The 12,653-nt window shown below is 72.3% G+C and carries 10 protein-coding genes and 1 pseudogene; 9 read left to right on the top strand and 2 right to left on the bottom strand.

All coding sequences use genetic code 11. From position 1 onward, the window contains the following. Positions 1 to 55: 55 nt before the first annotated feature. Complete coding sequence (locus tag HEP85_RS24275; RefSeq protein ID WP_168529782.1) at positions 56 to 901, bottom strand: hypothetical protein; 846 nt, start codon at positions 899 to 901, stop codon at positions 56 to 58. A 381-nt stretch (positions 902 to 1,282) separates the two neighbouring features. Between HEP85_RS24275 and purN the strand changes: the two genes are divergently transcribed. Beyond that, positions 1,283 to 1,903, top strand: coding sequence for a phosphoribosylglycinamide formyltransferase (gene purN, locus HEP85_RS24280; RefSeq protein ID WP_168529784.1), 621 nt, complete (start codon positions 1,283 to 1,285; stop codon positions 1,901 to 1,903). After that, a complete protein-coding gene (gene purH, locus HEP85_RS24285) occupies positions 1,900 to 3,489 on the top strand; it encodes a bifunctional phosphoribosylaminoimidazolecarboxamide formyltransferase/IMP cyclohydrolase (protein WP_168529786.1) in 1,590 nt (529 codons plus the stop codon). Before purN ends, purH begins: the two co-directional genes overlap by 4 nt. Before the next feature lie 148 nt (positions 3,490 to 3,637). Here purH and HEP85_RS24290 read toward each other — a convergent pair whose 3' ends face one another. Then, a complete protein-coding gene (locus HEP85_RS24290) occupies positions 3,638 to 4,240 on the bottom strand; it encodes a proline-rich domain-containing protein (RefSeq protein ID WP_168529788.1) in 603 nt (200 codons plus the stop codon). 275 nt (positions 4,241 to 4,515) lie between these two features. Here HEP85_RS24290 and HEP85_RS24295 point away from each other — a divergent pair, with 275 nt between their 5' ends. The 7 genes and pseudogenes from HEP85_RS24295 to HEP85_RS24325 all read left to right on the top strand — a co-directional run bounded on the left by HEP85_RS24295 (position 4,516) and on the right by HEP85_RS24325 (position 12,327). After that, the gene (locus tag HEP85_RS24295; protein WP_168531814.1) at positions 4,516 to 5,370 is read left to right on the top strand and encodes a bifunctional methylenetetrahydrofolate dehydrogenase/methenyltetrahydrofolate cyclohydrolase; all 855 of its coding nucleotides are present in this window, start codon (positions 4,516 to 4,518) and stop codon (positions 5,368 to 5,370) included. A 136-nt stretch (positions 5,371 to 5,506) separates the two neighbouring features. Continuing rightward, entirely contained in the window at positions 5,507 to 6,049 is a 543-nt protein-coding gene (locus HEP85_RS24300) for a DUF3017 domain-containing protein (protein WP_168533967.1), read from the top strand. A gap of 277 nt (positions 6,050 to 6,326) precedes the next feature. Beyond that, positions 6,327 to 6,878, top strand: coding sequence for a helix-turn-helix transcriptional regulator (locus tag HEP85_RS24305; RefSeq protein WP_168529790.1), 552 nt, complete (start codon positions 6,327 to 6,329; stop codon positions 6,876 to 6,878). Between the two features lie 356 nt (positions 6,879 to 7,234). Continuing rightward, a pseudogene (locus HEP85_RS24310) lies at positions 7,235 to 8,448 on the top strand (DUF2690 domain-containing protein). A gap of 490 nt (positions 8,449 to 8,938) precedes the next feature. Beyond that, on the top strand, positions 8,939 to 9,928 hold the full coding sequence (locus tag HEP85_RS24315; protein WP_168529792.1) for a malate dehydrogenase: 990 nt from the start codon (positions 8,939 to 8,941) through the stop codon (positions 9,926 to 9,928). Positions 9,929 to 10,160: 232 nt separating this feature from the next. Beyond that, the gene (locus HEP85_RS24320; protein WP_211118049.1) at positions 10,161 to 11,957 is read left to right on the top strand and encodes a hypothetical protein; all 1,797 of its coding nucleotides are present in this window, start codon (positions 10,161 to 10,163) and stop codon (positions 11,955 to 11,957) included. Next, positions 11,950 to 12,327, top strand: a complete 378-nt coding sequence (locus tag HEP85_RS24325) for a hypothetical protein (protein WP_329289876.1) — start codon at positions 11,950 to 11,952, stop codon at positions 12,325 to 12,327. Before HEP85_RS24320 ends, HEP85_RS24325 begins: the two co-directional genes overlap by 8 nt. Positions 12,328 to 12,653: the final 326 nt, after the last annotated feature.

Here is a 12,653-nt window from a genome sequence, read left to right on the forward strand (position 1 = left end):
GGCCCTCAAGGCCGACCGGGGGTCTGGGGGCGGAGCCCCCAGACGTGGGGACGCGCTAGTTCTGCGTACCCAGCAGACCCCGCAGATCCTTCGGCAGAAGCTCGTTGCAGGACTGCTTCGCCGCATGGGTGAGCGCGTCGTTCGTGCACGAGTAGTAGTCGCTGTAGACGAGCTGCGCGGAGAACATCGCGGCGACCATGGCGATGGCGAGGGACGCGGTGACGAGACCGCTGACCGCCGCGGTCGTCTGGGGGCGGCCGGTCGGGTCGGGTGCCGGCGCGTCCGGATCCGGCTTGCGAGGCTTGGCGCGCAGGGCGCTGACACCCCAGTACAGCGCGAGCGCGCCGAGCAGCAGGGCCACGTACGGCCAGCTGAACAGGGCGAAGAAGAAGGCCCACATGCCGGAGAGCAGCGCGTAGCGCGCCCGGCGCTGGGCGGGGTCCGTCGGGTCCCAGCGCATTCCGGAGCCCGGACCTCCACCGGGTCCTTCCGGGCCGCCCTGGCCCTGGGGGGCACCGGGTCGCTCACCGAAGCCGCCGCCGGGCGAACGGCCCGGCTGCTGGTCGCTCCACTGATTGCCCCGGGGGGAGTGCTGCCCGGAGCCGCCGTTCTCGTCCGGGTCCTGTCCGCCCGCGGGGCGTCTGGGCTGCCAGGGCCGGTCGGGCGTGCCCTCCGGCGGCGGAGCGAACGGATTGTGGTCGTCGGGGCCGGAGCCGGACCCCGAGCCGCTCCCACCTGCCGAGCCGCCCCCGCCCGAGGCGTTGCCCTCGCCCGAGGAGCCACGTCCGCCCGAGGAGTCGCCCCCGCCCGAGGGCGCGTTCCCGTTCTCCTGCGGCGGGGTGGGCGAAGGGCGCCGCTCGCGCAGCAGGAGCGGAGGGAGTCGGAGACTGCGGTCCGGCATCAGGTGTGCGTCTTCCCCTTGGTGGTTCTGGCGGGCGGCGTGTCCGCACGGCTTCGTGCTCGCGACGCGTACCCCGGGTTTCCTGTCCAGGACTGGCACCCAGGGCTCGTACCCCGGACGTTCGTCCCCGGGGCGTGCCCCGGATGTTCCTGTCCGTCCCTGGTCAACGTCCCGCAGACACAGGGCGTTCCCCATGCCGAACGGTGTTCCCGGGAGGTTCCTCCCCAGACGCTACCTTCCGGCCACGCCCCCGTCCCGTGGGGGCTGCCCGGTGTGCCGGTATCGTTGCTGACGGTCGGCCGGTTCGTAGACTTCCCCGTATCCCGGGGCGCGAAGCATTCGTACGACCGTACAAACGCTCCCCCGAGAAAGGGCCCCGTCGTGGCCAAGGCCAAGCGCCTCGTCGTGCTGGTCTCCGGATCAGGCACGAATCTGCAGGCACTGCTCGACGCCGTCGCGGAGGCCGGGCCCGAGGGCTACGGGGCCCGGATCGTGGCCGTCGGCGCCGACCGCGACGGCATCGAGGGGCTCGCGCGCGGCGAGCGGGCGGGACTGTCCACCTTCGTCCGGCGCGTGAAGGACTACGGCAGCCGGGACGAGTGGGACGCGGCGCTCACCGAGGCGGTCGCCGCCCATGAGCCCGACCTCGTGGTCTCCGCCGGGTTCATGAAGATCGTGGGGAAGCGGTTCCTCGCCAGGTTCGGCGGGCGGATCGTCAACACGCACCCCGCCCTGCTGCCGAGTTTCCCGGGGGCCCACGGTGTGCGCGACGCGCTCGCGTACGGCGCGAAGGTCACCGGATGCACCGTCCACTTCGTCGACGACGGCGTCGACACCGGGCCGATCATCGCCCAGGGCGTGGTCGAGGTCCGGGACGAGGACGACGAGAGCGCTCTGCACGAGCGCATCAAGGAAGTCGAGCGAGAACTGCTCGTCGATGTCGTGGGGCGGCTCGCCCGCAACGGCTATCGCATTGAGGGACGAAAGGTAGTTATCCAGTGACCGCCGACAGCACAGTCACGGCCGAGGGCACTGCGGGCACCAGGCGGGCCATCAGGCGCGCGCTCGTCAGTGTCTACGACAAGACCGGGCTCGAAGAGCTCGCGCGCGGGCTGCACGAGGCCGGTGTCGAGCTGGTGTCCACCGGCTCCACCGCCGCCCGCATCGCCGCGTCCGGCGTCCCCGTCACCAAGGTCGAGGAACTCACCGGCTTCCCCGAGTGCCTCGACGGCCGCGTCAAGACCCTGCACCCCAGGGTCCACGCGGGCATCCTCGCCGACCTGCGGCTCGCCGGCCACCGGGAGCAGCTCGCCGAGCTCGGCGTCGAGCCGTTCGACCTCGTCGTGGTGAACCTCTACCCCTTCCGCGAGACGGTCGCCTCGGGCGCGACGCCCGACGAGTGCGTCGAGCAGATCGACATCGGCGGTCCCTCGATGGTGCGGGCGGCCGCCAAGAACCACCCGTCCGTCGCCGTCGTCACCAGCCCGGACCGGTACGCCGCCGTCCTGGCCGCCGTCGAGGAGGGGGGCTTCGACCTCACCGCCCGCAAGCGGCTCGCGGCGGAGGCCTTCCAGCACACCGCCTCGTACGACGTCGCCGTCGCCTCCTGGTTCGCGGACGACTACGCAGCGGCCGACACCAGCGGCTTCCCCGACTTCCTCGGGCACACCTACGAGCGGAAGAACACCCTGCGGTACGGGGAGAACCCCCACCAGGGTGCCGCGCTCTACGTCGACGGCACGGGCGGCCTCGCCGAGGCCGAGCAGCTGCACGGCAAGGAGATGTCGTACAACAACTACACGGACACGGACGCCGCGCGCCGTGCCGCGTACGACCACGAGGACCCCTGCGTCGCGATCATCAAGCACGCCAACCCGTGCGGCATCGCGGTCGCGTCGAACGTCGCCGAGGCGCACCGCAAGGCGCACGCCTGCGACCCGCTCTCCGCGTTCGGCGGCGTGATCGCGGTCAACCGGCCGGTGACGAAGGAGATGGCGGAGCAGGTCGCGGACATCTTCACCGAGGTCATCGTGGCGCCGGAGTACGAGGACGGCGCGCTCGAAGCCCTCACCAAGAAGAAGAACCTCCGGGTCCTGCGCTCCCACCGGGCGCCCGCCAACCCGGTCGAGGTCAAGCAGATCGACGGCGGCGCGCTGCTCCAGGTCACCGACCGGCTCCAGGCCGACGGCGACAACCCGGCGAGCTGGACCCTGGCCACCGGTGACGCGCTCGGCCAGGGCGAGCTGGACGAACTGGCCTTCGCCTGGCGGGCCTGCCGCGCGGTGAAGTCCAACGCGATCCTGCTCGCCAAGGACGGCGCCTCGGTCGGCGTCGGCATGGGCCAGGTCAACCGCGTCGACTCCGCGAAGCTGGCGGTCGAGCGGGCGGGCGCCGAGCGGGCCCGTGGCGCCTACGCCGCCTCGGACGCGTTCTTCCCGTTCCCCGACGGTCTGGAGATCCTTGCCGAGGCGGGTGTCAGGGCCGTGGTGCAGCCGGGCGGTTCGGTCCGTGACGAGCTGGTGGTGGAGGCCGCGAAGAAGGCCGGCATCACGATGTACTTCACCGGGACGCGTCACTTCTTCCACTGAGCGCTGATCACCGATCGCTCATCGCCGAGCGCACGGGCCTGACGGCGGTTTCCGGCTCCCTTCCGGGGAGGGCTGGAAACCGCCGTCAGGGCGTTGGCGGACCGGTGTCGGTGGCAGCGGGCCATGAGCGACGGGCAGGGGGCGGGGCTCAGTACTTCGGTCGGTTGAACCAGGCCTCGCCGTCGGACTTGCCGACGAACACCGCGATGAGGATCGCGAGCACGGTGTGCGCCAGACCGATGACGATGAACGGGTAGATGCCGAGGATCGCCGTCAGGATGCCGAACACCATCGCGGTGATGCGCACGCCGTTCCCGCCGTTGGCGCACTTCACACCGAGCCAGATCGCGAGGACGCCCCAGGCCAGCACCGCGACCGTCACGCCCCACAGGGCGCCCGCCGAATAGTCGGCGAGCTGCTGGAACCGGACGTCGTCCTTGAGCTCCGCGTTGTTCTTGGCGGCCGAGACGGCCACCGCGGAGAACGCGATCAGGATGGCGCCGAGGACCTGGAGACCGGCGATGACGAACAGCATCACGCGCGCGGACTTCACTCCGCCGGGCATCACCATCGGGCCGCCGGGGTAGCCGCCGTACGGCGACTGCTGGACCGGCGGGGCCTGCGGGTAGCCGTATCCGGGCTGCTGCGGGGCGCCCTGGGGGTAGCCGTAGCCGGGCTGGCCCTGGGACGGGTATCCCGACGGCTGGCCCTCCGGGGGACCGTAGGGGTTGTTCGGGTCGCCGAAACTCATGGCGGGAATTCCTCCGTTGCCTGGTGCGGGGACGAGGCGCGGCACGGTGTGGAGGAAAGTTCTGCAGAGCGGTCCGTCCCCCCGGTACTGCCCGCGGCACTGTGTCGCTCAATCGTTCTCAATGCCTTCCTTATTTGTCCAGAGTGCTTCCGGTTGCGTTGTGCATGTGTTGTGTAAGTGCAACATCACTGATCACGGCTGAATCGGGGGAGATGAGGGCGCACGGGAGGGTCCCGGATTGGAACCGGGAGCGGGTCATCCGCGAGGATGGGACCATGACCGCCCAGATTCTCGATGGCAAGGCCACCGCAGCCGCGATCAAGTCCGATCTGACCGTCCGCGTGGCGGCCCTGAAGGAGAAGGGCGTCACGCCCGGCCTGGGGACCGTCCTGGTGGGCGACGACCCCGGCAGCCAGAAGTACGTCGCGGGCAAGCACCGCGACTGCGCGCAGGTGGGTATCGCCTCCATCCAGCGTGAACTGCCCGCGACCGCCACACAGGAGGAGATCGAGGCGGTGGTGCGGGAACTCAACGAGGACCCCGCCTGCACCGGCTACATCGTTCAGCTCCCGCTCCCCAAGGGCATCGACGAGAACCGCATCCTGGAGCTGATGGACCCGGACAAGGACGCGGACGGACTCCACCCGATGAACCTCGGCCGCCTCGTGCTGAACGAGCCGGCCCCGCTGCCCTGCACCCCGAACGGCGTCCTCACCCTCCTGCGCCGCTACGGCGTGGAGATCAAGGGTGCCGAGGTCGTGGTCGTCGGCCGCGGGGTGACCATCGGCCGGCCGATGCCGCTGCTGCTGACGCGGCGCAGCGAGAACGCGACCGTGACCCAGTGCCACACCGGTACCCGGGACCTCTCCGCGCACCTGAAGCGCGCCGACATCATCGTCGCCGCGGCCGGCTCCGCGCACCTCGTGCGTGCGGAGGACGTGAAGCCGGGCGCCGCCGTCCTCGACGTCGGAGTCTCGCGCAGCGCCGAGGGCAAGATCGTCGGCGATGTCCACCCGGATGTCGCCGAGGTCGCGGCGTGGATCTCCCCGAACCCGGGCGGCGTCGGCCCGATGACCCGTGCCCAGCTTCTCGTCAACGTGGTGGAAGCGGCGGAGCGCAGTGTCGGCTGAGGGCAGCTCCGAGAGGGCCGACTCCGCATCAGCCGTACGGGAAGCGGAGGCAGTGGCGGAAGCCACCGTGCGGGCCGAGGGGTCCGCACGGGCGGAGACAGAAGGTGACGCGCGGGCGGAGGGTGCCGCGCCGGACGTGACGGGGGATCGGGCCGAGCCCGAGGCCCCGGACGACACCAGGTCCGTAGACGACGCGAGGTCCGGGGACGACGCGGAGGCCGGGGACGACGCGGAGGGCGACCCCGGTGTGATCGACGCCGTGAGTGCCCCGGACGCCGAGGGGCGGCCGCGCCGCACCACCCGCCGCTTCCCGCTGTTCACGAGGGACACCGCGCGGCCCGAGGGCGGCGGCCGGGCGGCATCGGGCGACGCCCCGGCGCCGGCCCGCCAGTGGCCCATCCTGGCCGTGCTGTCGACCGTCGGACTCGGCCTGCTGCTGGTCGCGCTGGACGCGTTCCGGTTCGGCACGATCCTGATCGGGGCCGCCCTGCTGGGCGGTGCCGTGATGCGCTGGATGGTGCCCGACGTGGGCATGCTCGCGGTCCGTTCCCGCTTCACGGACATGGTCACGTACGGGGTGCTGGGTCTCGCCATCGTGCTGCTGGCGCTGATGGCACAGCCCACCCCGTGGCTGGTGATCCCGTTCCTGGACGACACGCTGCACTTCACGGTGCGCTGAGCCCCACGCGCCGTCCGCGCACGGCGCCGCGGCCCGTCCTCTCCCCCGAGCAAGGACGGGCCGCGGCCGGGCGGCCGGGCCGCCCGGGGACAACCCTTCTGCACAGGAAGGGGCCTTACAACAGCCGACGGCCCGCTGTGGCACGGAAGTGACCGTTCCGCCACCGTGTCCGCGCCGCGTGACGGGAACCGTCCCACCGCCCGGCGCCGTCCCTCGCTCACGGGGAACGACGGAGGCGGACGAACGCCCCCGGAACGCCGCAGGAGGTGGGTGAGCGATGGGTGCCTGGCAGCCGCTGCCGGAGGAACTTCCCATGGAGGTACGGCACTTCGTCGAGCAGGTGCGGCTGCTCAAGGACAGCACCGGGCTGAGCCTGGTCGCGCTGGGCGCGCGCACCGCGTACAGCAAGTCGTCCTGGCAGCGGTACCTCAACGCGACCCAGCCGCCACCCCGGCAGGCGGTCGCGGCGCTGTGCCGGGTCGCGGGTCTCACGGGCGCGGAGGCCGAACGGTTCGGCGTGCGCTGGGAGTTGGCGGTACGGGTCTGGCCCCGCGAGCCCGCGCCCTTACGTCTCCCCGTGGGCGGGCCCGTCCCCGGTGGGCGTGACGGCACGCACGACGGACACGACGGGCATGACGGCGCGCGGCAGGGCGTGGACGACCGTGCGGGCGCGTGCGGGTACGAGGAGGACCCCACGCTTCCGTGGTGGGACCTGCTCGACGAGGAACCCCCGCCCGGTCCGCGCACGGGACGTCTCCTCCTCTACGCGGCCGTGCTCGTCCTCGCGCTCCTCCTCGCCGCTGTCGCGGGTGCCGTCACTCTCGGGTGACCCGGGCACTTCCATCCCGTTGGTGAGAGCGGCCGGGACGCTCCCGCGCGTCCTGCGCGAAGGCCGAGAGCACATCCGTGCGGAGGTCGCGAGTCCGTTTGGTCGGCACGGGGGAAATGGGACACTGGGACCGCAGCCCGACGGGCGTGCGACGGCGCATGCCCCGGCCCGAACGCTCCTGTGCGCCCCGGTTCCGGGAACTGGGGTCCTGGCCGGACGCATCCCTGTGGGTAACCAGAACGGGGACTCGGCGGCGATGGGCCCCTTCCCTGCCCGCGTGCGGGGGAGAGCCCGGGGGAGCCGCGCGGGGGAAATGTCAGGCACGCACGGGGGGAAAGAAGCAGGGGGGAAGAGCAATGCCTCGTTGGAAGGCCTTGCCGGATGAACTCGATCCGCAGGTCAAGGAGTTCGCTGTCCAGCTGCGCCGTTTGGTCGACCGGAGCGGGCTGGGTATCGCCGCCCTGGCCGACCGTACGGGCTACAGCAGGACGTCGTGGGAGCGTTACCTCAACGGCCGGCTCCTCGCGCCGAAGGGCGCGATCGTCGCCCTGGCCGAGGTGACCGGGACCAGTCCCATTCATCTCACCACCATGTGGGAGCTCGCCGAGCGTGCCTGGAGCCGTTCGGAGATGCGCCACGACATGACCATGGAAGCGATCCGCATCTCCCAGGCGCGGGCCGCGCTCGGGGAGTCCGGCGCGGCCGCGGTGAACGGGAGCGACGGCAAGCAGGCACGCAAGGGGCGCGGCGCGACCGTGACGCCCGGGATCGCGGGGCCCGCGGGTGTGGTGCCGTCGGTGCCGCCGCAACCGACCGCGGCGGACGTGGAGGGCTCGGCGTCCGGGGCCGCGCCCTCGAACGCGGGTGGTGCGCGCGACGGTTCCTCGTCCGGAGGGGCTTCGAAGGGGGGTGGCGGTGGCTGGGGGTCGTCGCCACGCCGCCGTCCGGGGACGCGGGGCGGTTCGGGCCGCCGGTGACGGCCGGTCCGGCCAGGCCCGCCGCGTCCGCCGGGGGTTCGCCGGAGGGTGCCGGGCCGTCCGTCGGAGCGGCGTCGGACGGCGCGTCGTCCGACGGGGCTCGGCGTAAGCGGCGGTTGACGATGTTCCTCGCGGGTGTCGTGGGTGCGCTCGTCGTCATCGCCGTGGCCGTTCTCCTCACGGGCGGTGGCGGTGACAAGAAGGAGCAGGGCACGGTCAGGACGCCCACGACGTCCGCCTCCGTCCGTCCCGACCTGCCGGCCGGGGTGAAGTGCAGCGGCAGCGACTGTACGGGCAAGGATCCGGAGAACATGGGCTGCGGGGGGCAGTTGGCGACCACCCCCACCAGCATCACCGTCGGTACGACGCTGGTCGAGGTCCGCTACAGCAAGACCTGTGGCGCGGCGTGGGCTCGCATCACGCAGGCCGTGGCCGGTGACTCGGTCGTGGTGTCCGCGGGGGGCGCGCCTGGGCAGACCGGTTCGGTGGACACCGACACCGATGCGTACACGCCGATGATCGCCGTCAAGGATGCCGGGGAGGCGAAGGCGTGCGTGACGTTGAAGTCGGGGCAGCGGGGGTGTACGCGGTGAGGTAGGCCTTGTCCTCAAGCGCCGGACGGGCTGATGGTGCGGGCCTGGGCTGCGGATTTTCAGCCCGTCCGGCGTGCGAGGACGAGCCCTTCGGGCGATGCGGGGGTCCAGTGGGCGGCAGCCCCTTGGCGGAGCCCCCAGGGACAGGGGCGCCCGGAAATTGGGGGGCATGGTTGCTCCCGGCCGGGGCAGGCGGACAGATAACCCCCACGGGATCCGGCACCGTCCACGAGGACGGAACCCGGCACCCCCCTCGGCGGCCGCCGCCCCTCCCCGGGGCGGGCGGCCGCCCGTTCGGGGGCTCTGTGGGGTGGGCCACACGGGACCCGGCCGACGGGGGTATCGGATGCGCGATAGCCTGACGGCGGATCTCTCTTGACGCCGAGAGATCGATCATCGGCACCTTTGATCGATCATTGCGGTGGACGCGGGACGATCCTGCACCCCGGGGCAGGGACGCCCCACCGCCAGCTGTCATACGGAGAACGCCATGACCCGCACTCCCGTGAACGTCACCGTCACCGGCGCGGCCGGCCAGATCGGTTACGCCCTGCTCTTCCGCATCGCCTCCGGCCAGCTGCTCGGCGCGGACGTGCCGGTCAGGCTGCGCCTCCTGGAGATCACGCCGGCGCTGAAGGCCGCCGAGGGCACCGCCATGGAGCTCGACGACTGCGCCTTCCCGCTCCTCGCGGGGATCGACATCACGGACGACCCCAACGTGGCCTTCGACGGCACGAACGTCGCCCTGCTCGTCGGCGCCCGCCCGCGCACCAAGGGCATGGAGCGCGGCGACCTGCTTTCGGCCAACGGCGGCATCTTCAAGCCGCAGGGCAAGGCCATCAACGACCACGCCGCGGACGACATCAAGGTCCTCGTCGTGGGCAACCCGGCCAACACCAACGCCCTCATCGCCCAGGCCGCCGCCCCGGACGTACCGGCCGAGCGCTTCACCGCGATGACCCGTCTGGACCACAACCGCGCGCTGACCCAGCTCGCGAAGAAGACCGGCACGACGGTCGCGGACATCAAGCGCCTCACCATCTGGGGCAACCACTCCGCCACCCAGTACCCGGACATCTTCCACGCCACGGTCGCCGGCAAGAACGCCGCCGAGGTCGTGGGCGACGAGAAGTGGCTCGCCGAGGACTTCATCCCGACCGTCGCCAAGCGCGGTGCCGCGATCATCGAGGCCCGTGGCGCCTCCTCCGCCGCCTCCGCCGCCAACGCCGCCATCGACCACGTGCACACCTGGGTCAACGGCACCGCGGACGGCGACTGGACCTCCATGGGCATCCCGTCGGACGGTTCGTACGGCGTCCCGGAGGGGATCATCTCCTCCTTCCCCGTCACCACCAAGGACGGGCAGTACGAGATCGTCCAGGGCCTGGACATCAACGAGTTCTCCCGCGCCCGTATCGACGCCTCCGTCAAGGAGCTCGAGGAGGAGCGCGACGCGGTCCGCGGTCTCGGTCTCATCTGAGCCCTCGCACCCCACCGCACCTCGCGGTACCTCACGCAGGCCCCGCCCGGCCTTCCCGGGCGGGGCCTGCGCCGTTCCTGTGAATAAACGCGGCGGGGATGCCGCACGACCCCTATGCTGTGACGCCGGACACACCAACGCGTGTGCGGAACACGGCAGTTCACGCCTCGGGGGAGCAGCGTTGACGCAGACATTCCAGTTACCTCAGCAACCACGGCCACCACGGGCCACTGTGACCGGCGAGCCGGGTGTGCCGCCGGGGGCGAGTGAGGCGACGCGGCTGCTCTGCGCGGGCACCTACCTGGACGCGGGCTACCGCGACGCGGTGATCGAGGAGCTGTACGTCCACGAGGAGCGCCTCGCCGCCCCCTCGCTCGGCCACGACGCGGCGCGCGTCCTGGCCCACGCCCTGCGCGCACGCCGGCTCGAAGTGGGCTGGGCGGCGGCGATCCTGGGACTGTGGGCGGTGGGTTTCCCGCTCTCCAACTACCTGTTGGCCGCCCTTCTGCTCCCGTGTCTGGTGCTCGCCACCGCCTCCTGGATCCGGGGCGCGCAGGAACGTCCCCCGTGGTACCGGAGGTTCCCCGCGTGGTGGCTGCGCTGGTGGGGGCGGATTTTCCTGATCTACGCCTCGGTCACGACGGTGCGCGCGGCCTTCGGCGTCGTGGACCAGCGGGAGCTCTTCGAATTCTTCGATGCCTTCCTCCCCACCCCGCTGGCGACGGCGCTCTTCGAGAACGGCGGGGTGCGCATCCAGCCGGTCAACGCGTGGTCCGCGCTGCTCGTCCTGCTGCTGGTGGCGGTGTGCGTCGCCCTGCAGCGCAGTCAGTTCGCGCGGGCGCTCGCGCACGAGCTGCACCCGGCGCGTTTCGGAGACATGGCCGCCGACCCGGCCGAACTCGCCGAAGGACGGCGCTTCCAGCGGCTGCGGCAGCGCATCCGCGTCGAGCAGCACTCGCCCCTGGTGATGTACCACGCGGCGCACCCCTTCTGCGGTGCCGGGCGGGCGTACGACACCTGGAGTCTCGCCGTCGAGCTACGGCCGGACCCGGAGCGCCGGGAGCCGCCGCTTCCCCTCAACAACCGGGTGATCCTCGACCGCATCCACGAGCTGCTGTCGCGCTTGCGGCTGCCCTCGCCGCACGCCGGGGGCGCGGTCCGGGACCGGCTGCGCCGCCTGGAGATCGACGAGTGCGTGTTCCTGCCGGTGGCGGGGCTGCCCCGCAGGGACCTCGCGCCGTACCACCAGGACGCGTTCGTCGTGCACAGCGCCGAGTCGGTCGAGGAGGGCGGCGAGACCCGCCGGCACTTCCTGCGGGCACGGGTCGGCGGCTGGGAGGAGGAGGTCGTCACCACCGTCTTCGTCCGCGTGCACACCCAGGGCGGCATGCTGATGCTGGAGATCGCCCCGCACGTCCTGCTGCCGGTGCGCGCCGACTTCGAGAACGCGGACCGCATCGCCCACCAGCACCGTCACAACAGCCCGCTGGGCAAGGCGGTGTGGGCGCTCGCCCGTACGCCTCGATCGGCGCCCCTCGCGGTCGCGACGGTGGGCCGGGGGGTGGCCCTGACCTGGCGGATCCTCACCGCGGGCTACGGCGCGGCGATGCCGGACGGGCCCGCCCGGTCGGTGCGCGAGCTGGGCTCCGGGGACACCGCCTCGCTCTTCCAGGACATGGACGTCACCCGCTATCTCAAGTCGATCCAGGACCGGGTCGCGCAGGGAGTGCGGCAGGTTCTGAAGGACTCGGGCTACCGGACCGACGAGTTCGCCCAGAAGGTCGTCAACGTGAGCGGCGGCAGCACCCTGATCGAGAACGCGCAGGGGGCGTTCGCCCTCGGCGACAACAACGTCGTCACCAACAGGGCGCCGAGTGCGCCGAGTGCGCCGAGTGCGCCGAGTGCGCCGAGTACACCGACTACGCCGAGTGCGCCGGGCGCGCCAAGTACGTCCGGTGCGCCGGGCGGGTCGAACGCGCCGGGCACACCGGGCACACCGAACGGGGCGGGAGGGGATGGGAATGGCTGACGAGCAGGCCGCCGGAAGAGGATCCATCAACATCAGCGGTGTCAGCGGGGCCTTCGCGATCGGCGACGGGAACAACGTCGTCAATCAGCCGGGCGCCGGAGCGCCGCCACGCGACCCGGCGCACGAGGAGCTGCTGCGGCAGGTGCGTGAGCTCCGCGCCGACCTGGGGCGGCTGGTCGCCAGCAGCCAGACCGCCGGGCTGGACAGCGAACTCGCCGTGGCGCAGGCCGAGATCGAGGAGTCGGGCCGGGCGGGGCAGAGCCGGCTCACCCGGCTCCGGCAGGCCCTCACGGACGCCGGCGCGCTGACCGGGCTGCTGGCCTCGGCGGGCGCGGTGGCCGAATCCGTCGCCGCGCTGCTGGGGAACTGACCGTGGTCAAGCAAGGACGAGGTCCACTGGAACGCCGAGACGCAGAGCTGGGGAGACGGGCGGCGCGCCGCAGAGCCGCTACACCCCGCCGCCTCCGCCGCGCCCCGGGTTCGAGCCGGTCCACCCGCCCGGCCCCGCGCCTGCGCCCGGCCCCGCGCCTGCGCCCGGCCCCGCGCCTGCGCCCGGCCCCGCGCCTGCGCCCGGCCCCGCGCCCGGTACGGCTCCTGTCCCGGGCCCGGGGGACGGGTCCGGTTCCGCCGGCGATTCCGGCTCCGGCTCCGGTTCAGCCTCCGGCTCCGGCCCCGGTTACGACCAACGGAGCCAGT

The organism is Streptomyces sp. RPA4-2 (assembly GCF_012273515.2).
In the GTDB taxonomy this organism is placed as follows: domain Bacteria; phylum Actinomycetota; class Actinomycetes; order Streptomycetales; family Streptomycetaceae; genus Streptomyces; species Streptomyces kaempferi.

Bases quoted from the DNA above. Each gene is read 5' to 3' on its own strand.
- HEP85_RS24305 (WP_168529790.1), top strand. From the start codon at position 6,327: ATGGGTGCCTGGCAGCCGCTGCCGGAGGAACTTCCCATGGAGGTACGG.
- HEP85_RS24290 (WP_168529788.1), bottom strand. From the start codon at position 4,240: ATGAGTTTCGGCGACCCGAACAACCCCTACGGTCCCCCGGAGGGCCAG.
- HEP85_RS24325 (WP_329289876.1), top strand. From the start codon at position 11,950: ATGGCTGACGAGCAGGCCGCCGGAAGAGGATCCATCAACATCAGCGGT.
- HEP85_RS24315 (WP_168529792.1), top strand. From the start codon at position 8,939: ATGACCCGCACTCCCGTGAACGTCACCGTCACCGGCGCGGCCGGCCAG.
- HEP85_RS24275 (WP_168529782.1), bottom strand. From the start codon at position 901: ATGCCGGACCGCAGTCTCCGACTCCCTCCGCTCCTGCTGCGCGAGCGG.
- HEP85_RS24295 (WP_168531814.1), top strand. From the start codon at position 4,516: ATGACCGCCCAGATTCTCGATGGCAAGGCCACCGCAGCCGCGATCAAG.